The sequence below is a fragment of the Citrobacter sp. 172116965 genome, from assembly GCF_013458095.1.
Classification (GTDB): domain Bacteria; phylum Pseudomonadota; class Gammaproteobacteria; order Enterobacterales; family Enterobacteriaceae; genus Citrobacter; species Citrobacter braakii.
In genome coordinates, this window is the sequence record NZ_CP046673.1 from 4,971,021 (window position 1) to 4,995,463 (window position 24,443).

Annotated in this window: 25 protein-coding genes and 2 pseudogenes; 16 read left to right on the forward strand and 11 right to left on the reverse strand. The window is 52.7% G+C overall.

All coding sequences use genetic code 11. The features are described 5' to 3' along the window. Positions 1-134: 134 nt before the first annotated feature. Positions 135-1,343 carry an IS4-like element ISVsa5 family transposase gene (locus tag GPJ68_RS24010; RefSeq protein ID WP_001339197.1) on the forward strand — a complete coding sequence of 403 codons (1,209 nt, stop codon included), beginning with the start codon at positions 135-137 and terminating at the stop codon, positions 1,341-1,343. A 299-nt stretch (positions 1,344-1,642) separates the two neighbouring features. Here GPJ68_RS24010 and GPJ68_RS24015 read toward each other — a convergent pair whose 3' ends face one another. After that, positions 1,643-2,191: a helix-turn-helix domain-containing protein gene (locus tag GPJ68_RS24015; RefSeq protein WP_016155192.1), complete on the reverse strand. Its 549-nt coding sequence runs from the start codon at positions 2,189-2,191 to the stop codon at positions 1,643-1,645. Between the two features lie 101 nt (positions 2,192-2,292). Between GPJ68_RS24015 and GPJ68_RS24020 the strand changes: the two genes are divergently transcribed. The 6 genes from GPJ68_RS24020 (at position 2,293) to GPJ68_RS24045 (ending at position 8,165) form a co-directional block, all read left to right on the forward strand. Next, the gene (locus tag GPJ68_RS24020) at positions 2,293-2,952 is read left to right on the forward strand and encodes an AzlC family ABC transporter permease (RefSeq protein ID WP_016155191.1); all 660 of its coding nucleotides are present in this window, start codon (positions 2,293-2,295) and stop codon (positions 2,950-2,952) included. Then, a complete protein-coding gene (locus GPJ68_RS24025; RefSeq protein WP_104651895.1) occupies positions 2,952-3,275 on the forward strand; it encodes an AzlD domain-containing protein in 324 nt (107 codons plus the stop codon). The genes GPJ68_RS24020 and GPJ68_RS24025 overlap by 1 nt, the downstream gene beginning before the upstream one ends. Positions 3,276-3,457: 182 nt before the next feature. Beyond that, positions 3,458-3,904, forward strand: a complete 447-nt coding sequence (locus GPJ68_RS24030; protein WP_049282350.1) for a PTS fructose transporter subunit IIA — start codon at positions 3,458-3,460, stop codon at positions 3,902-3,904. A gap of 10 nt (positions 3,905-3,914) precedes the next feature. Continuing rightward, positions 3,915-5,360 carry a PTS fructose-like transporter subunit IIBC gene (locus GPJ68_RS24035; RefSeq protein WP_094169172.1) on the forward strand — a complete coding sequence of 482 codons (1,446 nt, stop codon included), beginning with the start codon at positions 3,915-3,917 and terminating at the stop codon, positions 5,358-5,360. Further along, the gene (locus GPJ68_RS24040; RefSeq protein ID WP_180837038.1) at positions 5,350-6,420 is read left to right on the forward strand and encodes an aminopeptidase; all 1,071 of its coding nucleotides are present in this window, start codon (positions 5,350-5,352) and stop codon (positions 6,418-6,420) included. The genes GPJ68_RS24035 and GPJ68_RS24040 overlap by 11 nt, the downstream gene beginning before the upstream one ends. Then, positions 6,420-8,165 (forward strand): putative frv operon regulatory protein, encoded by a 1,746-nt coding sequence (locus GPJ68_RS24045; protein ID WP_104651897.1) that lies wholly within the window; start codon positions 6,420-6,422, stop codon positions 8,163-8,165. Before GPJ68_RS24040 ends, GPJ68_RS24045 begins: the two co-directional genes overlap by 1 nt. A gap of 56 nt (positions 8,166-8,221) precedes the next feature. Here the strand turns inward: GPJ68_RS24045 and GPJ68_RS24050 are convergent, their stop codons facing one another. Further along, a complete protein-coding gene (locus GPJ68_RS24050) occupies positions 8,222-8,434 on the reverse strand; it encodes a DUF1471 domain-containing protein (protein WP_003825262.1) in 213 nt (70 codons plus the stop codon). A gap of 128 nt (positions 8,435-8,562) precedes the next feature. Next, a complete protein-coding gene (gene fdhD, locus GPJ68_RS24055) occupies positions 8,563-9,399 on the reverse strand; it encodes a formate dehydrogenase accessory sulfurtransferase FdhD (RefSeq protein ID WP_071600360.1) in 837 nt (278 codons plus the stop codon). A gap of 194 nt (positions 9,400-9,593) precedes the next feature. On the opposite strand from fdhD, the gene fdnG reads away from it, so the two are divergent. Genes fdnG through fdhE form a run of 4 tightly spaced genes read left to right on the forward strand, consistent with a single transcriptional unit; the run spans position 9,594 to position 15,117 of the window. Then, the gene (gene fdnG / locus GPJ68_RS24060) at positions 9,594-12,644 is read left to right on the forward strand and encodes a formate dehydrogenase-N subunit alpha (RefSeq protein ID WP_146086840.1); all 3,051 of its coding nucleotides are present in this window, start codon (positions 9,594-9,596) and stop codon (positions 12,642-12,644) included. 12 nt (positions 12,645-12,656) lie between these two features. After that, the gene (gene fdoH / locus GPJ68_RS24065; protein ID WP_003028691.1) at positions 12,657-13,559 is read left to right on the forward strand and encodes a formate dehydrogenase O subunit beta; all 903 of its coding nucleotides are present in this window, start codon (positions 12,657-12,659) and stop codon (positions 13,557-13,559) included. Next, positions 13,556-14,191: a formate dehydrogenase cytochrome b556 subunit gene (gene fdoI, locus GPJ68_RS24070; protein WP_003028686.1), complete on the forward strand. Its 636-nt coding sequence runs from the start codon at positions 13,556-13,558 to the stop codon at positions 14,189-14,191. Before fdoH ends, fdoI begins: the two co-directional genes overlap by 4 nt. Next, a complete protein-coding gene (gene fdhE / locus GPJ68_RS24075) occupies positions 14,188-15,117 on the forward strand; it encodes a formate dehydrogenase accessory protein FdhE (RefSeq protein WP_003028685.1) in 930 nt (309 codons plus the stop codon). The genes fdoI and fdhE overlap by 4 nt, the downstream gene beginning before the upstream one ends. Before the next feature lie 36 nt (positions 15,118-15,153). On the opposite strand, the pseudogene GPJ68_RS24080 reads toward fdhE, so the two are convergent. Together GPJ68_RS24080 and GPJ68_RS24085 are read right to left on the reverse strand one after the other, a co-directional pair. Further along, positions 15,154-15,528 (reverse strand): annotated as a pseudogene (locus GPJ68_RS24080) (type II toxin-antitoxin system VapC family toxin). After that, positions 15,528-15,770, reverse strand: a complete 243-nt coding sequence (locus GPJ68_RS24085) for a CopG family transcriptional regulator (RefSeq protein ID WP_016155181.1) — start codon at positions 15,768-15,770, stop codon at positions 15,528-15,530. The pseudogene GPJ68_RS24080 and the gene GPJ68_RS24085 overlap by 1 nt, the downstream one beginning before the upstream one ends. A 205-nt stretch (positions 15,771-15,975) precedes the next feature. Between GPJ68_RS24085 and GPJ68_RS24090 the strand changes: the two genes are divergently transcribed. The 3 genes and pseudogenes from GPJ68_RS24090 to GPJ68_RS24100 all read left to right on the forward strand — a co-directional run bounded on the left by GPJ68_RS24090 (position 15,976) and on the right by GPJ68_RS24100 (position 17,749). Beyond that, positions 15,976-16,905, forward strand: coding sequence for an alpha/beta hydrolase (locus GPJ68_RS24090; RefSeq protein ID WP_104651899.1), 930 nt, complete (start codon positions 15,976-15,978; stop codon positions 16,903-16,905). 84 nt (positions 16,906-16,989) lie between these two features. After that, positions 16,990-17,300: pseudogene (locus tag GPJ68_RS24095) on the forward strand (type II toxin-antitoxin system HigB family toxin). Beyond that, complete coding sequence (locus tag GPJ68_RS24100; RefSeq protein ID WP_104651900.1) at positions 17,297-17,749, forward strand: type II toxin-antitoxin system HigA family antitoxin; 453 nt, start codon at positions 17,297-17,299, stop codon at positions 17,747-17,749. Before GPJ68_RS24095 ends, GPJ68_RS24100 begins: the two are co-directional and overlap by 4 nt. Positions 17,750-17,766: 17 nt before the next feature. Here GPJ68_RS24100 and fabY read toward each other — a convergent pair whose 3' ends face one another. The 6 genes from fabY to GPJ68_RS24130 form a co-directional block, all read right to left on the reverse strand. After that, positions 17,767-18,708, reverse strand: a complete 942-nt coding sequence (fabY, locus tag GPJ68_RS24105) for a fatty acid biosynthesis protein FabY (protein WP_003825286.1) — start codon at positions 18,706-18,708, stop codon at positions 17,767-17,769. A gap of 44 nt (positions 18,709-18,752) precedes the next feature. Continuing rightward, positions 18,753-19,190 (reverse strand): D-aminoacyl-tRNA deacylase, encoded by a 438-nt coding sequence (gene dtd / locus GPJ68_RS24110; RefSeq protein WP_016157874.1) that lies wholly within the window; start codon positions 19,188-19,190, stop codon positions 18,753-18,755. Continuing rightward, a complete protein-coding gene (locus GPJ68_RS24115; protein ID WP_019077938.1) occupies positions 19,187-20,059 on the reverse strand; it encodes a virulence factor BrkB family protein in 873 nt (290 codons plus the stop codon). The genes dtd and GPJ68_RS24115 overlap by 4 nt, the downstream gene beginning before the upstream one ends. Continuing rightward, positions 20,053-20,652 (reverse strand): glucose-1-phosphatase, encoded by a 600-nt coding sequence (gene yihX, locus GPJ68_RS24120; RefSeq protein ID WP_049282314.1) that lies wholly within the window; start codon positions 20,650-20,652, stop codon positions 20,053-20,055. Before yihX ends, GPJ68_RS24115 begins: the two co-directional genes overlap by 7 nt. Positions 20,653-20,756: 104 nt before the next feature. Next, positions 20,757-21,560, reverse strand: coding sequence for a DeoR/GlpR family DNA-binding transcription regulator (locus GPJ68_RS24125; RefSeq protein ID WP_016155173.1), 804 nt, complete (start codon positions 21,558-21,560; stop codon positions 20,757-20,759). A 33-nt stretch (positions 21,561-21,593) separates the two neighbouring features. Further along, complete coding sequence (locus tag GPJ68_RS24130; RefSeq protein ID WP_104651901.1) at positions 21,594-22,490, reverse strand: sugar kinase; 897 nt, start codon at positions 22,488-22,490, stop codon at positions 21,594-21,596. Positions 22,491-22,656: 166 nt separating this feature from the next. Here GPJ68_RS24130 and yihU point away from each other — a divergent pair, with 166 nt between their 5' ends. Next, positions 22,657-23,547, forward strand: coding sequence for a sulfolactaldehyde 3-reductase (yihU, locus tag GPJ68_RS24135; protein ID WP_019077940.1), 891 nt, complete (start codon positions 22,657-22,659; stop codon positions 23,545-23,547). A 19-nt stretch (positions 23,548-23,566) separates the two neighbouring features. After that, positions 23,567-24,442, forward strand: a complete 876-nt coding sequence (yihT, locus tag GPJ68_RS24140) for a sulfofructosephosphate aldolase (RefSeq protein ID WP_104651902.1) — start codon at positions 23,567-23,569, stop codon at positions 24,440-24,442. The last annotated feature ends 1 nt before the right edge of the window (position 24,443 follow it).

Sequence of the window (24,443 nt, forward strand, 5' to 3'; positions counted from 1 at the left end):
CGTCTTCCGACCGGAAGACGCGCAACACTGATGAATCCCCTAATGATTTTGGTAAAAATCATTAAGTTAAGGTGGATACACATCTTGTCATATGATCAAATGGTTTCGCGAAAAATCAATAATCAGACAACAAGATGTGCGAACTCGATATTTTACACGACTCTCTTTACCAATTCTGCCCCGAATTACACTTAAAACGACTCAACAGCTTAACGTTGGCTTGCCACGCATTACTTGACTGTAAAACTCTCACTCTTACCGAACTTGGCCGTAACCTGCCAACCAAAGCGAGAACAAAACATAACATCAAACGAATCGACCGATTGTTAGGTAATCGTCACCTCCACAAAGAGCGACTCGCTGTATACCGTTGGCATGCTAGCTTTATCTGTTCGGGCAATACGATGCCCATTGTACTTGTTGACTGGTCTGATATTCGTGAGCAAAAACGACTTATGGTATTGCGAGCTTCAGTCGCACTACACGGTCGTTCTGTTACTCTTTATGAGAAAGCGTTCCCGCTTTCAGAGCAATGTTCAAAGAAAGCTCATGACCAATTTCTAGCCGACCTTGCGAGCATTCTACCGAGTAACACCACACCGCTCATTGTCAGTGATGCTGGCTTTAAAGTGCCATGGTATAAATCCGTTGAGAAGCTGGGTTGGTACTGGTTAAGTCGAGTAAGAGGAAAAGTACAATATGCAGACCTAGGAGCGGAAAACTGGAAACCTATCAGCAACTTACATGATATGTCATCTAGTCACTCAAAGACTTTAGGCTATAAGAGGCTGACTAAAAGCAATCCAATCTCATGCCAAATTCTATTGTATAAATCTCGCTCTAAAGGCCGAAAAAATCAGCGCTCGACACGGACTCATTGTCACCACCCGTCACCTAAAATCTACTCAGCGTCGGCAAAGGAGCCATGGGTTCTAGCAACTAACTTACCTGTTGAAATTCGAACACCCAAACAACTTGTTAATATCTATTCGAAGCGAATGCAGATTGAAGAAACCTTCCGAGACTTGAAAAGTCCTGCCTACGGACTAGGCCTACGCCATAGCCGAACGAGCAGCTCAGAGCGTTTTGATATCATGCTGCTAATCGCCCTGATGCTTCAACTAACATGTTGGCTTGCGGGCGTTCATGCTCAGAAACAAGGTTGGGACAAGCACTTCCAGGCTAACACAGTCAGAAATCGAAACGTACTCTCAACAGTTCGCTTAGGCATGGAAGTTTTGCGGCATTCTGGCTACACAATAACAAGGGAAGACTTACTCGTGGCTGCAACCCTACTAGCTCAAAATTTATTCACACATGGTTACGCTTTGGGGAAATTATGAGGGGATCTCTCAGCGCGCAACATGCAAATCCAAAAAATATTTTTATAGGTAATACGATACCGATGACTGAAATAAAATCAGAACATTAAAACGTGGCACCAGTGCAGGCTAATATTTATTATCATACTGATTTTTTTATGTGTAACGTAGATATAATTAAGAATGTGAGGGATATAACAATAGTGCTGAAATTAACGAAAAATAATAAAAACAATTTTATATGAATAACAATAAAATATAATTAAAAATAATAAAAGCGCGAACGATAATCGCCGCGCCTTTATTTAATAAGCGTTCAATTAACTCTGCTCAGAAACCAGAATCGCCTGAGTGTCAGGCTCCAGTGCTTTAAAGATATGCGCTTGATCGGCGGGGTAACAAATATAATCGCCCTCACCTAACTCCTCCGGCGCTTCCGTCAATCCCACCATCGCCTTACCCTGCGTTACGATAATATGTTCAACCGATCCCGGTGGATGCGGTTGTGAAATACGATCCGCGCCCGGCTGCGTCAGCAGCAGATAGATATCCCGCCGCGCACCCGGTGGGCAGGCGGCCAGTAAAATGGCCTGATAGTGGGCCTGCTCAGCCACGACTTTTGTCCCTTCGCCGCGGCGAATCACCTGCGTTTTTTGCTCCTGCGGTTCCAGCAGGCGCGCAAAGGGAATATCTAACGCCACACACAGCGACCAGAGCGTTTCCAGGCTAGGATTTCCATTGCCCGCTTCCAACTGCGAGAGTGTCGATTTTGCAATCCCCGCGCGACGGGCAATCTCCGCCAGCGACAAACCGGTGCGCTGACGTTCACGCACCAGACTTTTCGCGATCATACTGATGGGCTGGGTCATTCACGACTCCATGTTTTTTATATCGAACGAATTGTTCGACTTGTAAAGCCAATTGGTCGCGTTCATTATAATGGAAACTCGTTCGATATGGCTAAAACGGTATGAAACATTATTTTTCCAGTCTCAAAGGCGACACGATAAAAGCAATATTTTTAGTCTGTCTGGCCGTCGGTGTAGTCGGCATGTCATACGGCTCGCTGGCGATGGCCTACGGCTTCCCGCTGTGGGTACCGTTTGTACTCTCTATTACTGTGCTGGCGGGCGCGTCCGAGTTTATGTTTATCGGCATTATCGCCAGCGGTGGTAATCCACTGGCGGCTGCGGCTGCCGGTTTACTGGTTAACGCCCGACACGTGCCGTTCGGCGTCACCGTGCGCGATCTGGTGGGCACCCGAGCTGCCAGTTTCCTCGGCTGTCATATTATGAACGACGAAAGCGTGGTGTTCGGTCTGTCGCAAAAAACGCCAGAGCAGCGTAAAGCCGCCTACTGGCTGTGCGGTCTGGGCGTCGCAATTTTCTGGCCTGTTGGCACCCTGATCGGCGCAGGCGTCGGCAAACTGCTCCCTGCCCCGGAAACCATCGGTCTGGATGCCGTCTTCCCTGCCATTCTGCTGGCTCTGGTCGTCCCGGCATTCAAAAACCGCACTACGCTGATTCGTGCCTGTAGCGGCGCCACGTTGTCGCTTGCCGCCATTCCCTTTGCGCCGGTCGGTTTACCGGTTTTGCTCTCACTCTTTGGCTTACTGACGAGGAAAAAATAATGGGCAACATGACGCTGTTTATCGTCGGTATCGCCATGTTATCTCTGGGAACGTATTTAATGCGTTTAGGGGGAGCCAAGCTTGGAAGCCGTTTAGCGTTCTCAGAACGCTCGCAGGCGCTGCTTTCCGACGCCGCAACGGTATTACTGTTCTCCGTTGCGCTGGCGACCACCTTTTACGAGGGCGAACACTTTGCCGGAATGGCGCGCGTACTCGGCGTGGTTTTTGCGGTATTTCTCGCCTGGCGCAAGATGCCGCTGATCGTGGTGATCGTTGCCGCCGCGGTGGTAACCGCGCTGTTACGAATGCTGGGTATACACTAACCATATAATTACCCTGGCGAAATATTCATCAGGGTAATCACCTGTAGCGTTATGTGTTTTACCCCACAAAACCAGGCGCTAACTCTGCCTCAAATTGTCACTTCCCGCTGACATATTGCTGCTCATCTCTTCACCATCTCACCGTTAAAATCAAATCAAACAGTTTTTAACGGAGTCCCACCATGACAGCCCTTACAGCTAACTGCATTGACCTGAATATTCAGGGGAATAGCGTTTATGCCATCCTCAAGCAACTGGCGAATATGGCGCTTCAAAATGGCTACGTCTCTGACCGCAGCGCCTTCCTACAAACGTTGCTGATACGCGAAAAGCTGCATTCCACCGGCTTTGGTTCGGGCATTGCCGTCCCACACGGTAAAAGCGCCTGTATCACACGCCCCTTCGTCTTGTTCGCGCGCAAATCAGAAAAAGTGGACTGGAAAGCCAGCGACGGCGAGGACGTTAACTGCTGGATCTGCCTCGGCGTGCCACAAACGGGCGAGGACGATCAGGTCAAAATTATCGGCACCCTGTGCCGCAAAATTATCCATCAAGATTTCATCAACCAACTGAAGCAAGGCGACACCGACCAGGTGCTCGCCCTGCTCAATCAGACCTTAACCTCATAAGGAAGCGGCTATGGAGTCATCCTTGCGTTTAGTGGCGATTACCAACTGTCCGGCGGGTATCGCCCACACTTATATGGTGGCAGAAGCGCTGGAGCAAAAAGCGCGCTCGCTCGGCCATACGATTAAAGTCGAAACCCAGGGCTCAAGCGGCGTCGAAAACCGACTGACCAGTGAAGAAATTGCCGCTGCCGATTACGTTATTCTGGCTACAGGTCGCGGCCTGAGCGGCGAAGACCGGGCGCGTTTCGCCGGGAAAAAAGTCTATGAAATAGCCATTTCCCAGGCGCTGAAAAATATCGACCTGATTTTTACGCAGTTACCGACTCATTCACAACTTTTTGCCACTGATAGCAGTGTGAAGCTGGGAAAACAGGAGGTCCAGCACGGTAGCGTGATGAGCCACCTGATGGCTGGCGTTTCCGCCGCGCTGCCGTTTGTTATTGGCGGCGGTATTCTGGTTGCCATCGCTAATATGCTGGTGCAGTTCGGTTTGCCCTATGCCGATATGTCGAAAGGTGCGCCGTCGTTCACCTGGGTTGTTGAATCCATCGGCTATCTGGGCTTCACCTTTATGATCCCCATTATGGGGGCATACATCGCGTGGTCGATTGCCGATAAGCCCGCTTTTGCCCCGGCGTTTCTGGTGTGTTACCTGGCGAACGATAAAGGTCTTCTCGGCACCCAGTCCGGCGCGGGGTTTCTCGGCGCGGTCGTACTCGGGCTGGCAATTGGCTACTTTGTGCTTTGGTTTCGCAAGGTTCGGCTCGGCAAAGCGTTGCAGCCGCTGCTCGGCTCCATGCTGATCCCGTTTGTCACTTTGCTGGTGTTTGGCGTACTGACTTATTACGTCATCGGCCCGGTGATGTCCGACATCATGGGGGGGCTGCTGCACTTCCTGAACACCATTCCACCATCAATGAAAATGGGCGCAGCCTTCCTCGTTGGCGCAATGCTGGCATTTGATATGGGCGGGCCAATCAATAAAACGGCCTGGTTCTTCTGCTTCTCACTGCTGGAAAAACATATCTATGACTGGTACGCCATCGTCGGCGTGGTGGCGCTGATGCCGCCCGTCGCGGCAGGTATCGCTACCTATTTAGCGCCAAAACTGTTTACCCAGCAGGAGAAGGCCGCCGCCAGCAGTGCGATTGTGGTGGGTGCCACCGTCGCCACCGAACCGGCAATCCCCTATGCGCTGGCCGCGCCGCTGCCGATGATTACCGCCAATACGCTCTCCGGTGGTATTACCGGCATGCTGGTCATCGCCTTTGGAATCAAACGTCTCGCGCCGGGTTTAGGTATCTTTGATCCGCTGATTGGCCTGATGTCTCCGGTGGGGGCATTTTACCTGGTGCTGGCTATCGGTCTGGCGCTGAACATTTCGTTAATTATCATCCTGAAAGGATTGTGGCTGAAACGTAAAGCCGCACAGCAGGAGCTTGCCCATGAACATTGAGTTACTTCAGCAGTTATGCGAAGCCAGCGCCGTCAGCGGTGATGAGCACGAAGTTCGCACTCTTCTCATTAATGCGCTGGATTCCAGCGTCGATGAAATCACTTTTGACGGCCTCGGCAGCTTTGTCGCACGCAAGGGCAACCGTGGGCCGAAGGTTGCCATCGTCGGTCACATGGATGAAGTGGGCTTTATGGTCACGCATATCGACGAAAGCGGCTTTTTGCGCTTCACCACCATTGGCGGTTGGTGGAGCCAGTCGATGCTGAACCACCGGATCGCCATCCGCACCCGCAAGGGCGTTAAAATCCCTGGCATAATCGGCTCCGTGGCACCGCACGCCTTAACGGAAAAGCAGAAACAGCAACCTCTGACATTTGACGAAATGTTCATCGATATTGGTGCCAACAGCCGCGAAGAAGTAGAAAACCGCGGAATTGCGATCGGTGATTTCGTTAGCCCGGAAGCCAATTTCGCTCGCTGGGGCGAAGATAAGATCGTCGGCAAAGCGCTGGATAATCGTGTCGGCTGCGCCCTGATGGCCGAGCTTTTACAAACCGTGGATAACCCTGAAATTACCCTGTACGGCGTGGGCAGCGTGGAAGAAGAAGTGGGTCTACGCGGGGCGCAAACCTCAGCGGAGCATATCAAGCCCGATGTGGTGATCGTGCTGGATACTGCGGTTGCGGGCGATGTGCCCGGAATCGACAGCATTAAATACCCACTCAAGCTTGGCGAGGGCCCAGGGCTGATGCTGTTCGATAAGCGCTATTTCCCTAATCAGCAGTTGGTTGCCACATTAAAAGCGTGTGCAGAAAGCAGCGGTGCGTCATTGCAGTTTTGCACCATGAAAACCGGGGCGACGGACGGTGGACGCTATAACGTTATGGGCGGCGGTCGTCCGGTGGCGGCGCTATGCCTGCCGACTCGCTATCTCCACGCCAACAGCGGCATGATTTCCGCATCGGATTACGACGCGCTGTTTACGCTGGTGCACGAACTGCTCACCTCGCTGTCGACCGAAAAGGTCCGCGCGTTTACTGACTTTCGCCGGGAGAGTTAATGCTTTCGGAACGCCAGTTAAAATTGGTGGATCTTCTTGAACAGCAGCCGTGTTTGCTGGGCGACCTGGCGCGGCAAACTGGCGTTTCAGGCAGAACCATCCTGCGCGATATTGATTACCTCAATTTTACCCTCAGCGGTAAGGCCCGCATTCAGCCCGGTGGCAGTGCGGGCTATCAGTTGGAAATTGTCGACAGACGCGGTTATTTTCAGCTTCTGCAACGCCATGATAATGATGACCGGTTGCTGGCCTTTCTTCTGCTCAATACCTTTACACCGCGTGTACAGCTGGCTTCGGCGCTCAATTTACCTGAAACCTGGGTGGCCGATCGTCTCCCACGGTTGAAGCAGCGCTATGAGCGCGCCTTTTGTCTTGCCAGTCGCCCGGGCGTCGGTCATTTCATTGATGAACCGGAAGAAAAGCGCATTATCCTGTTGGCGAATCTGCTTAAAAAAGATCCCCTCTTAATTCCACTGCCGGGTATTACCCGGGACAACATCGACAGGCTCAATGCAGCATGTGAAAAACTTAATGAATTCCCGCTCATCTCGGGAGAGTACCTGGCAAGTCTGGTGCTGGCCGTCTATGCCCTGCGTAACCAGCTCTCCGGATCATGGCCGGAGTGTCGGTATGTTTCACTGAAAAATGCGGTGGAACAAGGAGGAGTCTACTTGGGCGAGAACGCCTTCAGAACACTGATCGGCCTTCTGGAAATCAGACAACGGCAGGCAATGACAATCTCTGCCGATGCGGTGACCTTGTTGTTAAAAAGCGTTCCCGGCATCGCTGCGTTGAACGTTATCGATACCCAACTGGTTGATAATATTACCGGCCACCTGCTGAGATGCGTCTCTGCCCCGGTTTGGGTACCAGAACATCGCCAGAGCAGTATGCACAACCTGAAGTCGACCTGGCCTGCCGCCTTCGATTTGAGTCTGCGTTTTATTGCCCTGTTGCGTGAAAAACTGGATATCCCACTGTTCGATAGCGACCTCATCGGGCTTTACTTCGCCTGCGCCCTGGAGCGCCATCAAAACGAGCGCCAGCCGGTCATTTTGTTATCCGACCAGAATGCTATCGCCACCATCAACCAACAGGCCATTGAGCGAGATGTTCTGAATTGTCGGGTGATCATTGCGCGGAATACGAGTGAAGTCAGCGCCATCAGTGAAGAAATCACCCCACTGTTAATCATCAACAATAGTCACTATTTACTTGATGAATCTATAAAAAATACCTTAACCATCAAGAACATCATCACCGCTGCGGGTACCGAGCAGATTAAACACTTCCTCGCGACGGCCTTTATCCGCCAGCAGCCCGAACGTTTCTTTTTACAGCCGGGCAGCTTCCATTACGCCAATATGAAGGCCGAAAGCTGGCAGAGTATCATCGGCCGGATCTGCGGCCAGCTTGTGGCACAGAGCCATATCACCGAGGACGAAGCGCTGCGCATTTGCGCCCGGGAGCATGAAGGTGAAAACCTGATCGTGAATCGCCTGGCGATTCCTCATTGCTGGAGCGAACAGGAGCGTCGCTTTCGTGGTTTCTTTATTACCCTCGCACACCCTATTCTGGTGAATAACGAACCGGTCAGCCATGTCCTGATCGCCTGTGCCGCCGCCGAGGCGCGGCATGAGCTAAAAATCTTCAGTTATTTATCCAGCGTGCTGAGCAGCCATCCGGCAGAAACTATTGCGGGATTGAAAGACTATAACGCGTTTATCGCATTGCTCAGGCAGTGAATGCCGGAAATGAAAAAAGCGCCTCAAGGGCGCTCTTTCGACAGTACTGAGGTATTTTATTTCAGCAGTTCAGCGGTCATGTGCACGCGGTTGCCGGTGTATGCCTGAGTGATTTTATAATCGCTGGCACCTGCACGTTCAGCCTGAGCGGCAATTTTTGCTTCAGCGCTTTCCAGTGTAGAACCGGTTGCGGTAACTGTCTGAGCAGCGAAAGAACCGAAAGAAGTAGCCAGAGCGATAACTGCGACAAAAGTTTTGATGCTTTTCATGATATAAACCCTTTAACTTAGTTGTTTGATTAAGGCACCGTGCCTTGATGTGATAAATAATAGCCATCTCATCGCACAACTAAAAGCGGAAGGATTTGCCAGTCTTATTCAAATTAATTGAACACTGGTTACTCAGTTATCAGACGCTCGGGATGTGTATAAATCGTCGCCCTACCCGGTTTGCAAAAACCCACCAGCGTCAGGTTACAGCGTTCGGCAACTTCCACAGCGAGCGTTGTCGCCGCAGAAACAGCAAACAGGATTTCCACGCCGCACATTGCCGACTTCTGCACCATCTCGTAGCTGGCGCGGCTGGAGACTAATACCGCGCCCTGCTGCCAGGTTTCCCCTTCGATCGCACGTCGTCCCAGCAGTTTATCCAGCGCAACATGACGTCCAACATCTTCATGCCCACCCGCCAGATGACCTGACGGCTGTACCCAGGCAGCCGCGTGCGTGCAGCCTGTCAGTTGCCCAACAGGCTGGAAATCAGGGAGATGCCTTAAGGCGTTATCGAGATGCGCCAGATTGAATGTCTGGGTAAACGGCAGCGGCTGAACCGGTTTGCCAATATCATTAAGTTGCTCCACGCCACAAACACCGCAGCCAGTCCGACCGGCCAGTGCGCGACGACGCTCTTTCAGCCCCATAAAGCGTCGGCTGGACAGCTCAACCTGCACTTCTAATCCGCTGCAGGAAGGCACCACGTCCATCCCGTAAATATCTTGCGAGGACTCAATAATGCCTTCAGAAAGTGAAAAACCCATCGCGAAGTGCTCAAGATCTTTCGGTGATGCCATCATCACCACGTGTGAAATCCCGTTGTATACCAGTGCCACAGGCACTTCCTCAGCTACCTCATCTGGCTGAGGATGTTGCAAGTCCTCGCGCTTCCAGAGGGTCAACTGACGAGATCCTGTCGGAGATGTCACATTCTTGATGTTTTCTTGAATAATCTTATTCACTTTCTTTTAACCGTATTGGAACACGCATACCAACATTGTGGTATTCTTTACAAACCCCTCCTGGACGGAGGGAAATTCACCCAATTCTGGACCTTTGCGGTCCCGTCCGCAAAGAAAAATAACAACCACTTCCCTCGCGTTCGCGTTATAGGAAAACGAAGGGAACGTGACAATGTCGAAACAAGGAGCGAACCATGCAGGTCAGCAGAAGGCAGTTCTTTAAGATCTGCGCTGGCGGTATGGCAGGCACCACGGCAGCGGCACTGGGCTTTGCACCCGGCGTAGCGCTAGCGGAAACACGGCAATATAAATTGCTGCGCACCCGCGAAACCCGTAACACCTGCACTTACTGTTCCGTTGGCTGTGGACTGTTAATGTACAGTCTCGGTGACGGAGCAAAAAACGCCAAAGCATCCATCTTCCATATCGAAGGGGACCCGGATCACCCGGTGAACCGTGGCGCACTGTGCCCGAAAGGGGCAGGACTTGTGGACTTCATCCACTCTGAAAGCCGCCTGAAATTCCCGGAATACCGCGCACCTGGCTCTGATAAGTGGCAACAGATTAGCTGGGATGAGGCATTTGACCGCATCGCTAAGCTGATGAAAGAAGATCGCGACGCTAACTACGTTGCACAAAACGCCGAAGGCGTAACCGTTAACCGCTGGCTTTCCACCGGGATGCTGTGTGCTTCCGCTTCCAGTAACGAAACCGGCTATTTAACACAAAAATTCTCCCGCGCGCTTGGTATGCTCGCGGTCGACAACCAGGCACGCGTCTGACACGGACCAACGGTAGCAAGTCTTGCTCCAACATTTGGTCGCGGTGCGATGACCAACCACTGGGTCGACATTAAAAACGCCAACCTCGTTGTGGTAATGGGCGGTAACGCCGCTGAAGCTCACCCGGTCGGGTTCCGCTGGGCGATGGAAGCCAAAATTCACAACGGCGCGAAGCTGATTGTTATCGATCCGCGCTTTACGCGAACCGCGGCGGTGGCTGATTTCTATGCTCCGATTCGTTCCGGTACTGACATTGCTTTCCTGTCAGGCGTTTTGCTGTACCTGCTGAACAACGAAAAATTCAACCGCGAATACACTGAAGCCTATACCAACGCCAGCCTGATCGTGCGTGAGGATTACGGTTTCGAAGATGGCCTGTTTACCGGCTACGACGCGGACAAACGCAAGTATGACAAAACCAGTTGGAACTACGAACTGGATGAAAAAGGCTTCGCCAAACGCGATGTCACCCTGCAACATCCGCGCTGCGTATGGAACCTGCTGAAACAGCACGTCTCCCGCTACACGCCGGACGTCGTAGAAAATATCTGCGGTACGCCAAAGGCCGACTTCCTGAAGGTCTGTGAGTACATCGCAGAAACAAGCCGCCCAGATAAAACCGCGTCGTTCCTGTACGCACTGGGCTGGACGCAACACTCCGTTGGTGCGCAGAACATCCGTACCATGGCGATGATCCAGTTGCTGCTGGGCAATATGGGGATGGCAGGCGGCGGCGTTAACGCCCTGCGCGGACACTCTAACATTCAGGGTCTGACCGACTTAGGTCTGCTGTCACAAAGCCTGCCGGGCTATATGACGCTGCCAAGCGAGAAACAAACTGACCTGCAAACTTACCTTGCCGCCAACACGCCAAAACCGTTGCTGGAAGGCCAGGTGAACTACTGGGGCAACTACCCGAAATTCTTCGTTTCGATGATGAAAGCCTTCTTTGGCGATAAAGCGACAGCGGAAAACAGCTGGGGCTTCGACTGGCTGCCGAAGTGGGATAAAGGGTACGACGTCCTGCAGTACTTCGAGATGATGAACCAGGGTAAAGTGAATGGCTATATCTGCCAGGGCTTTAACCCGGTCGCATCATTCCCGAATAAAAACAAGGTTGTGGCTTCACTGTCCAAACTGAAGTTCCTGGTCACCATCGACCCGCTCAACACAGAGACCTCCACCTTCTGGCAGAACCACGGTGAGTCGAACGATGTTGACCCGTCGAAAATCCAGACTGAAGTATTCCGTCTGCCGTCCACCTGCTTCGCCGAAGAGAACGGTTCTATCGTCAACTCCGGTCGCTGGCTGCAGTGGCACTGGAAAGGTGCGGATGCCCCGGGGATTGCCGTTACCGATGGTGAAATCCTCGCCGGTATCTTCCTGCGTCTGCGCAAGATGTATGCCGAGCAGGGTGGCGCGAACCCGGAACAGGTACTGAGCATGACCTGGAACTACTCCACCCCACACGAACCGGCTTCGGAAGAAGTGGCGATGGAGAGCAACGGTAAAGCCCTGGCCGACATTACCGACCCGGCCACCGGTGCCGTTATCGTCAAGAAAGGCCAACAGCTTAGCTCGTTCGCCCAACTGCGTGACGACGGTACCACCTCCAGCGGCTGCTGGATTTTTGCCGGTAGCTGGACGCAGGAAGGCAACCAGATGGCACGTCGCGATAACGCCGATCCGTCAGGCCTTGGCAATACGCTGGGCTGGGCATGGGCGTGGCCGCTCAACCGCCGCATTCTGTATAACCGCGCCTCCGCTGACCCGCAGGGGAATCCGTGGGATCCAAAACGTCAGATTCTGAAATGGGACGGGGCGAAATGGAGCGGGATGGATATTCCTGACTACAGTGCCGCCGCGCCGGGCAGCAACGTTGGGCCGTTCATCATGCAGCCGGAAGGGATGGGACGCCTGTTTGCTATCGATAAGATGGCAGAAGGTCCGTTCCCGGAACACTACGAGCCGTTTGAAACGCCGCTGGGGACTAACCCGCTGCACCCGAACGTTATCTCTAACCCTGCCGCACGTATCTTTAAAGGTGACGCGGAAGCACTGGGTAAAGCGGATAAGTTCCCGTACGTCGGTACGACCTACCGTCTGACCGAGCACTTCCACTACTGGACTAAGCATGCGCTGCTTAACGCTATCGCCCAGCCGGAGCAGTTTGTGGAAATTGGCGAGAAGCTGGCGAATAAGCTCGGTATCTCTCATGGCGATACCGTCAAAGTCTCCTCTAACCGTGGCTACATTAAAGCCAAAGCGGTGGTGACCAAACGTATTCGCACGTTGAAGGCCAACGGTCAGGATATCGACACTATCGGTATTCCGATTCACTGGGGCTACGAAGGTGTGGCGAAAAAAGGCTTTATCGCTAACACGTTAACGCCATTCGTCGGTGATGCGAACACGCAGACGCCGGAATTTAAGTCCTTCCTCGTGAACGTGGAAAAGGTGTAACGGAGACGACCTATGGCTTATCAATCGCAAGACATCATTCGTCGTTCCGCCACTAACGGTTTCACCCCCGCGCCTCAGGCGCGGGACCATCAGGAAGAGGTGGCGAAGCTTATCGACGTCACCACCTGTATCGGCTGTAAAGCGTGTCAGGTGGCGTGTTCAGAATGGAACGACATCCGTGATGAAGTGGGCAACAACGTTGGGGTGTACGACAACCCGGCTGATTTGACCGCTAAATCCTGGACGGTAATGCGCTTCTCGGAAGTGGAACAAAACGACAAACTGGAGTGGCTTATCCGCAAGGATGGCTGTATGCACTGCGCCGATCCGGGCTGCCTGAAGGCGTGTCCGGCCGAAGGAGCAATCATTCAGTATGCCAACGGTATCGTCGACTTCCAGTCCGAGCAGTGCATCGGCTGTGGCTACTGTATCGCGGGCTGCCCGTTCGACGTGCCGCGCCTCAACCCGGAAGACAACCGCGTTTACAAATGTACGCTGTGCGTTGACCGTGTAGTGGTCGGACAAGAACCAGCCTGCGTGAAAACGTGTCCAACCGGCGCTATTCATTTCGGCACTAAAGAGTCGATGAAAACGCTGGCCGGTGAGCGCGTGGCGGAGCTGAAAACGCGTGGTTACGAAAACGCGGGTCTGTACGATCCGGCAGGCGTTGGCGGTACGCACGTGATGTACGTATTGCACCATGCGGACAAGCCGAATCTGTACCACGGTCTGCCGGAGAACCCTGAAATCAGCGCCACCGTGAAGTTCTGGAAAGGCATCTGGAAACCTCTCGCAGCCGTCGGCTTTGCAGCGACATTTGCGGCCAGTATCTTCCACTACGTCGGCGTAGGCCCGAACCGTGCGGAAGAGGAAGAAGACAATCTGCATGAAGAAAAAGACGAGGTGCGCAAATGAAACGACGTGACACCATCGTGCGCTACACGGCGCCGGAACGCATCAACCACTGGATCACCGCCTTCTGCTTCATTCTGGCGGCAGTGAGCGGGATGGGTTTTCTCTTCCCGTCGTTTAACTGGCTGATGCACATCATGGGCACGCCGCAACTGGCGCGAATTGTGCACCCGTTTGTCGGCGTGATCATGTTTGCCTCGTTTATCATCATGTTTTTCCGTTACTGGCACCACAATCTAATCAATCGGGATGATATCTTTTGGGCGAAGAATATTCGTAAGATTGTCGTCAACGAGGAAGTAGGTGACACTGGACGTTATAACTTCGGCCAGAAATGCGTATTCTGGGCGGCGATTATCTTCCTGGTCCTGTTGCTGGTGAGCGGAGTGGTCATCTGGCGTCCGTATTTTGCGCCTGCTTTCTCAATCCCGGTGATCCGATTCGCGTTAATGCTGCATTCATTTGCCGCAGTAGCGTTAATTGTGGTTATCATGGTGCACATTTACGCCGCCCTTTGGGTGAAAGGCACCATTACCGCGATGGTGGAAGGATGGGTTACCAGCTCATGGGCGAAGAAACATCACCCGCGCTGGTACCGTGAAGTCCGCCAGAAACAGGAAAAGTCATCTGAATGAGTATTCGCATAATCCCGCAAGATGAGCTGGAGAAGAGCGAGAAACGCACGGCGGATATGATTCCGCCGTTATTATTCCCCAGACTCAAAAATTTGTATAACCGCCGCGCTGAACGTCTGCGCGAGCTGGCCGAGAACAACCCACTGGGTGATTACCTGCGTTTTGCCGCGCTGATCGCTCACGCGCAGGAAGTGGTGTTGTACGACCATCCGCTGCAGATGGATCTGACCGCTCGCATCAAAGAAGCGAACGATCAGGGCAAACCGCCACTGGATATCCACGTTCTGCCACGCGACAAGCACTGGCAAAAACTGCTGCAATCGCTAATTGCTGAGCTGAAGCCGGAAATGAGCGGCCCTGCGCTGGCCGTGATCGAGAATCTGGAAAAAGCCTCGGAGCAGGAGCTGGAACTGATGGCCAGCGCGCTGTTTGCCTCCGATTTCGCCTCCGTCAGCAGCGACAAAGCACCGTTCATTTGGGCTGCCCTGTCGCTCTACTGGGCGCAGATGGCGAGCCTGATCCCCGGCAAAGCCCGTGCGGAATACGGCGAACAGCGTCAGTACTGCCCGGTGTGTGGTTCAATGCCGGTCTCCAGCATGGTGCAAATCGGTACCACTCAGGGGCTGCGCTATTTGCACTGCAACCTGTGCGAAACCGAGTGGCACGTGGTGCGCGTGAAGTGCAGCAACTGCGAGCAGAGCCGTGATTTGAACTACTGGTCGCTGGATAACGAACAGGCGGCAATTAAAGCTGAAAGCTGCGGCGATTGCGGGACTTACCTGAAGATTCTCTATCAGGAAAAAGACCCGAAAGTCGAGGCCGTAGCCGACGATCTCGCTTCACTGATGCTGGACGCACACATGGAGCAAGAGGGCTTTGCCCGCAGCTCCATCAACCCGTTCCTGTTCCCGGGTGAAGGGGAGTAAGTTCTTCGCACTACCGGGCGGCGCAGGTCGCCCGGGTTATAACGTATACGGTGTGACCACGCCGGATATGCCTGCAAAATCCCTGGTATTACGCGTAACCAGTGTAAGACGATGAATCTGCGCAGTGGCCAAAATGATGGCATCCGGCAATTTCATCCCATATTCCTGCCTGATACTCACGCTTCGTTCAGCAATATCCTGTGAAACACCGATCACATTAAAAGCGCCTAGCGCAACGCGTGTGCGAGATTCCTGATGATATTTTTTTGCTCCCACCATCAACTCCATCCATGTAATGAGGCTGATTGCGTTCTGCGGCGGCCATGTTTCTATCGCTAGTTTTGCTTCACTTCACCCGCTAAACAGGTCGATCAGGATGTTGGTATCAAAAAGCGCAGATCCTGTGACCATTACCATTCCTCGCGGAGTTTACGCTGATAATCAACGCCATCTTCCTCACAACCTTGCCATAGCCCAAGAGCACGTGAAATTGTCGTTTCAGCTTGATCCTGCCTCTCAAGATACTGTTCAACAGCCTCCCGCAAAAGCTCAGCCCGCGGCAGATTACGCTGCACCTTGAGATCATCAAGACGTTTGATCACTTCGTCTGATAAATCGAGTAAAATTCTGCCCATATCCATCCCAGCCATCATACTCACATATACCTCCAGTATATCATTGGCGATTAATTTCCACACAACATACACCCGAGAAAAGCGAGAAAATAGCCTTCACGCGAACGATTTTTACTTTTGCGAGCCGCTTTCCAGAATCGTACACCCCGTCACTTTTCCCATTCTCATTCGTGGCTATCCAGGTTATAAACCTGTATATCCATACAGATAAGGAAAATAATAAATGGCACTGGAAAGCGGGATTGCACAGCTGGTTGAGACATTTATCGCGGCGGGACGCCCTTCTTCGTGCGAGCAAAATATTGATGACCGGAGAGCAGGCTACATTGCCAGCACGGTACTGGCAGGAGAAACTGAAACCCGCGTACAGGTTGAAAATATTGAACTCGATGCAATGACATTTCGCGTTGTTTCGCCGCGGGACGCCACGGGAAATCTACCCTGCGTTATCTATTATCACGGCGGCTGCTTTGTCAGTGGTGGATTCGCGACGCATGATAACCAGCTAAGGCAGCTCGCCTGGTACAGCGGCTGTCGGGTCATTGCGGTGCAGTATCGCCTCGCACCAGAGCATACTTTCCCGGCTGCACATAACGACGCTGAAACGGGAGCCAATATTATCTGGAAGTATGCCCAGAAACTGGGTGTCGACCGCGGCAGGATTACGCTTGCTGGCGACAGCGCGGGCGGGCATCTGGCGCTGGTCACCGCACTGCGCCTGAAAGCTGCCAATCAATGGCAACCTGCGCAGCTAATGCTGATTTACCCGATGCTGGACGCAACCGCCAGGTTTGAGAGCTACGATCGAAATGGGCAGGATTACATTATCACGCGTGACACGTTGCTTTCGGGCTACGAGATGTATTTGCCGCAAACCGACCTGCGGCATCCTGAAGCCAGCCCTGTCTGGCGTGAAGACTTCAACGGTCTGCCGCCCACGCACATCATTACAGCCGAATTCGACCCACTGCGCGATGAGGGTGAGGCCCTGTACCAACGGTTCCAGGAGCAGGGCGTGGAGTGTACCTGCCACCGCTATCTTGGCGTTATCCACGGATTTTTCCAGTTGGCAGGAGTGAGCCAGGCGGCACGAAATGTTATGCGAGATGTGGCCTGGCGCGTCGTAAATCCTGTATCAGGAAGACATGCTTGATTAATATTTTGTTTTCATCTTGAAAACTTAATTACCTTGCGTTATTTTGTTTTCAGGTTGAAAACCTTGTAATGGAACTACACCATGCATGTTATCAGCCGAAAACCTTTCAACGAGGCAATACTCCGTTTTCCAAACCACATGGCAGCACTCGTTGATTTGCTGAATATTTTAGAGAAAAAATGTTCCACACTCCTGAAGAGATGAAGCAGTACATACCTTCACTGGATAATTTTAAATACAGAAATAAATGGTGGGTGATTAATGTTTCAGGTAACTGCTTGAGACTTATTGCCTATATTGATTTCAAACTACAAAAGGTATTTGTGAAGCATATCGTTCACCATGCCGAGTATGACAGACTAACCACATACTATCGGGGTCACAAAGAATGAGAACGCATGAAAGCCATCAGATAGACACAGCCAGTGTAAAATTGATGATCGATACCTTTACCGATGCAGTGAAAAAAATCCCCCTGTTAGGCAAAGAACAAAATGAGACAGAGTACCGAAAAGCACTCGCTTTGGTGGAGTTTCTGGTTGATCGTGACGACCTGGAAAACCCGTTGTTTGAGCTGCTTTCAGCTCGGATCCGCGACTACGAAAAACATGCGCCTGAGTTCAGTGCCCTCAACCAACAACTGGAACATACTCCTCATGGCGTTACGTTACTGCGTACGCTCATGGATCAATATGGTCTCAAAGCAGCAGATCTTGCCAACGAACTTGGTTCAAAATCCAATGTCAGCAACATCTTGAATGGTCGCAGAGCACTGACTGTAAGTCATATTAAAATGCTCGCAGAACGCTTTAACCTTCCGGCAGACGCATTCATCGAGTAAAGAGGATCCCCTCTGACCTACTCTTCCTCATTCCCGCCCTCTTCATATGCGCCAAACGGTTTCGCGGGTAGCACAATGTAGGTACCTTCAAACACGACGCCCGGCGTGTCATCGCCAAACACCCCGACCTGCATCTGAACGCGCGCCTTGCGGCCTCTTGCCAGACGGTCCAGGTCACCGCTCAGCGAGCCCAGATCGGCAATAGCGGTAGGTTTCCCGGTAATTGGCCTGCTGTATCGGATATGCGCGTCGGCGAGGATTATCGTCCCCCCCAGATGACGCTCGCGCAGCATCAGCCAGATAAGCCCCCAGCCCGTTAACGTCGCCAGTGAAAACAGGCTTCCGGCAAACAGCGTATGGTGCGGGTTCTGATTGCCTGTCTCTGGCATCGTCGTAATAAATTTCTGCCCGGTGTACTGCTGAATGCGCACGCCCATTTTCTCACTCAATGGAATATGTTCGTACCAGGCTTGCTGTAGCTGTCCGCACCAGTCCCCGCGATGGAGAATGTCATCCAGCGTTGCGATGGGTTTAATCATCAAAAAATGGCGCACCGGCGTAGTTTGCGGCGTGGTAATTTCGCCCTGGCTCACAAACCCCAGTTTGGCGAAAAATTCGACCGCATCTTCACGGGCGCTACAGGTTACGCGCTTTACCCCTTCCTGACGCGCCACAGACTCCAGGGTCATCGCCATCAGCGTGCCCAACCCTTTCTCCTGCACAGAGGGGTCAACGGCCATAAAGCGTATGGAGGCTTCGTTATCCGCATTGATATACAGACGCCCAACCGCGACCAGATTTCCCTCTTCGTCCACCACCATCTGGTGATGCGCCATCGCGTCCCAGGCATCCCGTTCGGAGCCTTTGGGCTGGTGCAACGGTTTACGCAACATCTCCCAGCGAAACTGGTAGTAACGCTCCAACTCTTCTTCTGTTTGCGGTACTCGAAGGTGATACATAGTCGTATTCTCTCTTGTTGCCCGCGGCCACACCGGTAGCTGGTTCATACTTGTAACCAGAACGTCACGGGGCCATCATTAACCAGTGAAACCTGCATATCCGCAGCGAATCGACCGGTTTGCGTATTCATTTCCTGTTGGCGGCAACGCTCAACAAAGTATTCATACAGCGCTTCTGCCCGCTCGGGCGAAGCGCCTTTCGAAAACCCCGGGCGCATGCCACGTTCGGTATCTGCCGCCAGCGTGAACTGTGAAACCACCAGCACACTGCCACCTGATTGCTGCACGTTGAGGTTCATTTTTCCTTCGGCATCGCTAAAGATTCGATAGCCGAGTACGCGCTCGCACAGACGGTTCGCTTTCTGTTCGTCATCATCCCTTTCGACACCTAACAGGACCAAAAGTCCTGGGCCAATTTCACCCGTCACCTCGCCCTCCACGGTGACGCTGGCACGGGTTACGCGCTGAATTAATGCAATCATGGTTGATCTGCTTCTTCTTGTTCTGCGGCTTGTTTAAGTTTGCGGTATTCCCCGAGAGTGACAGTTATTTCTGCACCAAGCAAGACGATACACCACGTCCAGTATACCCAGACAAATAAAATGGGGATCACCGCCAGGACACCGTAAATGAGCTGATACGACGGGAACATCGTGATGTAGAGTGCAAATCCTTTCTTTCCGGCCTCGAACAACACGGCGGCCACAAAGGCGCCAATAACAGCATCACGATTGGGCACACGCGTAGTTGGCACAATGCTGTAAAGCAGCCAGAACGAGAGCCAGGAAAGCACCAGAGGGAAAATACGCAAGACGTCATCAATCACCGAGTTGAGATCGCTGGCCCAGCGCAATGACAACAAATAAGAGCTGATCGCCAGACTGGCCCCCGCCAGCAGCGGCCCCAGCGTTAAAATCATCCAGTAAACGGCGAAAGAGTAAACTTTGGGACGAGTGCGCTTACTGCGCCAGATAGTATTCAGAGCATTATCAATGGCATACATCAGCAATAACGCCGTGACAATCAGCCCACATGCCCCAACGGCCGTCATTTTGTTCGAGTTGGCGACAAACTGTTCGATATAACGCTGGATGACGTCTCCCGTCGCCGGGATAAAGTTTGCGAAAATAAAATGACGTAGCTGGGCACTGACGTCGGAAAACATCGGAAATGCGGCGAAAAGAGCAAACACAACGGCGATAAGCGGCACTAATGAGAGCAGTGAAACGTAGGCAAGATTCCCTGCCAGCGTCGTCATGTTGTCCTCATCAATCCGCTGCCATAGTAGCTTCAGCCAGGCCCGTACAGGACGCGTATGGTGCCTGGCTTGTTGCTGAACATTTTTTAGCATAACAACTTCGCGAAATAGTCAGGAATGGTCGTTTTATCGACGACCAGGATACTGGTAATCCCTAACCGGTTAGCTCCTTCAATATTATCGGCGTTGTCGTCAAAAAAGACCGCATCGTCCGCAGAAAAACCTTCAGACTGCAGGACATGCTGGTAAATCCGCGCTTCCGGCTTTCGCATGCCCAGATCCTGGGAAAGATAAATATGGTCAGCAGCCTGACGAATTTCAGGATATTCATCCGGCCAAAATGTTGTGTGCAGACGGTTAGTATTCGACAAGACGACCACCCGATGCCCCTGCTCACGCAGCTTATGCATGATGTCGATGACTTCAGGGCGCAATGCCACAAAAACGGCCTGCCAGCCGTGAGAGAACTGCTCGTAACTTAGCGGCAGCGCCATGTCATGACATAGTGCCTCGGCAAAGGCTTCATCCGTTATTTCACCTCGCTCGTGCTGGTGAAAAGCCTCCCCCATGGTGAAACTTTGCTTCAGCGAGGCCAGCGGTACACGGCTCAGATCGCTCCATGTGCCCAACACGCGGTTGAAGTCGATATCGACAATCACATTACCTAAATCAAAGATATAGAGCATGCCCTTCTCCTTATTCGCCGTGGATGAATAACTGTAGCGGGAAAGGAGAAGTTTGACTATGTGAGAGTGATGGCTTCGAACTTATCGAGCCATCATCTGAGGAATTACACGGCCAGAGCATCATCTTGTGAAGGACTCACCTGCACAATTTCAACCTGTTGTGACTGGAGTAAATTATGCAATGCGGGACCTGGGTATTCATCGGTAAACAGCGCGGTCACCTGAGAGACGTTACCAATTTCTACCGCGGCAGAAGCCGTATATTTCGTATGATCCGCTGCCAGCAGAATGTGTCTTGAGTGCGACATCATCGTTTTCACCACGCTGGCTTCATTGACATCAAACTCCAGCAGCGCGCCATCACTTTCGATCGCGCCAACGCTGGTTACCAGGTAGTCGGCCCGAAAATCAGCGACAAATGCCGAGGCAGAAGGACCAATGATGCCACTGTTGTGCGGGCGTAACGTTCCCCCCGGCACCATGACTTCAAAACGTGGATTGTTATAAAGAATGTGCGCCACGCGCAGACTGTTGGTGATAATGCGCAAATGATTATGGTTTAACAGCGAGCGGGCCACCTGCTCAACGGTGGTGCCAATGGTAATAAACACCGTTGACCCATCGGGAATGTAGTCCGCCACCGCTTCCGCGATGGCTTTTTTCTCCTCCGTCCAGGAGACTTCACGCTGCTCAAACGCCGTATTCACCACGCTGGAGGCTCTGCCCGCGCCACCATGATGACGCGTAATTAATCCCTGCTCGCTGAGTTTACGAATATCACGACGCACGGTCTGCGTGGACACGTCCAGCAGGCTGGCCAGCTCGTCGATATTCATATAACCGCGCTCGCTAATCAGCATAAGCAGTTGATCGTGTCGCGGGTTACCGGTCAGTTCGGTAAGACTCATGAAATTTCCTCGAAAAACCATTGCCCTGGCATTTTATACAAAAAGTGACAGAAAAGATCGGGTTTGATCACAGTCAGGGATTCCGGCCCTTCCTCCCGGACGCGTACATTTTAGCGCAGCAACCCCGCTGGCGAACCTGACGGCCTCTTCCGGGAGGTCGCCGCCGGCCAGGCTAAACGCGAGCGCACCATGGAAAACATCCCCCGCCCCCGTTGTGTCAACAACGTCGACTTTAAATCCAGATTGATGCTGCAACGTATTATTTTTTATCCAGTCGCAGCCTGCACTGCCCCGCGTTACATACACGTGACCATTTGTGAGCGTTTGTGCTTGTTTCAGTCCGGCTTCAGGATCGTTTATCCCGGTTAAACGCGCCAGACCGGGTTCAGAAAACGCAGCATGATCGCTTAACGCCACCAGCTCGCGGATATCTTGTGGCGTTACGTCACCATCCAGTACCGTCATCACTCCCGCCCGACGTGCCAATGTGAACGCCTGCCTGGCCCCTTCGTGCCAGCGAACATCCGCCAACACCACATCCCACTGGGTAAAATCGATCTCATTGAGCCAGTCAGCATCATGCAGTAAATCCGGGCTGGGATAGTTAACGATAATCCGTTCCCCTTGCGCATCAACCATAATTGCCGATTGTGAAGACTTCGCCCCCGCGTAGCGCCGGGAATAGCGGGTATTTACCCCCAGGGACTCCAGCTCCGCCAGCAAGCTATTTCCGGTGTCGTCATCGCCCACACGGCCAATAAAGTCCACCTGCGCGCCCAGCTTCGCTGCAGCCACTGCGGCCGTTGCAGCAGGCCCGCCGCCCACTTCCGTATAACGCTTCGCCACATACTTACCTCCTTCAGTCGGTAAACCTTCCACGTAATAGATGCGATCCATCACGGCAATACCTACACAAGCAATACGAATCATGGTCGTTCCTTAGGCGTTTCAAGATGGGATCATTTTAATTTCACAAAATGTTTAAAAAGTGACGGCTGTCAATTTTTTGACCATAAATTACAAATACGATCAAAAACAGACAGAAACAAACGACCTTAAATGACAAAAAATGACATCCACGTCTCAGGAGAACGTTATGGCAGTTATAGCATTTATCGGATTAGGTCAGATGGGTTCACCCATGGCGAGCAACTTGCTGAAGCAGGGTCATCAACTCAGCGTCTTTGACGTTAACCCGGATGCCGTTCAGCGCCTGGTGGAAAAAGGAGCACAGCCTGCCAGTAGCCCGGCTCAGGCAGCAAAAGGTGCAGAATTTGTCATCACCATGCTGCCAAACGGCGATCTGGTGCGCAGCGTATTGTTCGGCGAGCAGGGTATTTGCGAAAGCCTCTCACAGCAGGCGTTAGTAATTGATATGTCGACTATTCACCCACTGCAAACCGATAAACTCATCGCCGATATGCGTGCCAAAGGCTTCGATATGATGGATTGCCCGGTTGGACGCACCTCCGATCACGCCATAGCGGGAACGCTGTTGCTGCTGGCAGGTGGAACGGCAGAGCAGGTAGAACGCGCCACACCGTTTCTGATGGCGATGGGTAATGAATTGATCAATGCAGGTGGTCCCGGCATGGGGATCCGCGTGAAGCTCATCAACAACTACATGAGTATCGCGCTAAACGCCCTCTCTGCCGAAGCCGCCGTGTTGTGCGAGGCACTTGGTCTCTCCTTCGATGTGGCTTTGCAAGTCATGAGCGGCACCCCCGCCGGAAAAGGCCACTTTACTACCTCCTGGCCGAACAAAGTGCTGAAAGGCGATCTTTCCCCGGCTTTCATGATCGATTTAGCTCACAAGGATCTTGGCATCGCCCTGGACGTTGCCAACCAATTGCACGTGCCGATGCCGCTCGGCGCCGCTTCCCGCGAAGTCTATAACCAGGCACGCGCCGCTGGCCGTGGCCGGGAAGACTGGACCGCAATACTCGAGCAGGTTCGGGCATCTGCCGGACTGAATTCCCAACTTTGATAAGTAAAAGGACTGAACAATGACCAAGTACACCCTGAAAGATATCACCCGAGCTTCCGGCGGGTTTGCCATGCTGGCGGTCGATCAGCGCGAAGCCATGCGCTTAATGTTTGCCGCCGCGGGTGCAAAATCCCCGGTCAATGACAGCGTGCTGACCGATTTCAAAGTCAATGCGGCGAAGATCCTTTCCCCCTATGCCTCCGCCATTCTGGTCGATCAGCAGTTCTGCTACCGCCAGGTTGTAGAGCAAAACGCGGTCGCCAAAAACTGCGCCATGATTGTGGCCGCTGATGAGTTCATTCCGGGTAACGGTATTCCGGTCGATAGCGTGGTGATTGATAAAAAAATCAACCCGCAGACCGTGAAGCAAGATGGTGCCAAGGCCCTCAAACTACTGGTGCTGTGGCGTAGCGATGAAGATGCCCAACAACGTCTTGATATGGTGGGAGAATTCAATGAACTGTGCCATTCCAATGGCCTGCTGAGCATCATCGAGCCGGTTGTTCGCCCACCACGTCGTGGCGATAAGTTCGATCGTGAACAGGCCATTATCGATGCCGCGAAAGAACTGGGTGATAGCGGTGCCGATCTCTACAAGGTCGAAATGCCTCTGTACGGCAAAGGAACCCAACAAGAGCTGCTTAGCGCCTCTCAGCGCCTGAATGAAAACATCAACATGCCGTGGGTCATTCTCTCCTCCGGTGTGGATGAAAAACTGTTCCCACGCGCGGTCAGCGTAGCAATGACCGCTGGCGCATCCGGCTTCCTGGCCGGACGTGCGGTCTGGTCATCCGTGGTTGGCCTGCCGGATACCGAACTGATGCTGCGTGATGTTTCCGCACCTAAGTTGCAGCGTCTGGGCGATATCGTCGATGAAATGATGGCCCGGCGCTAAG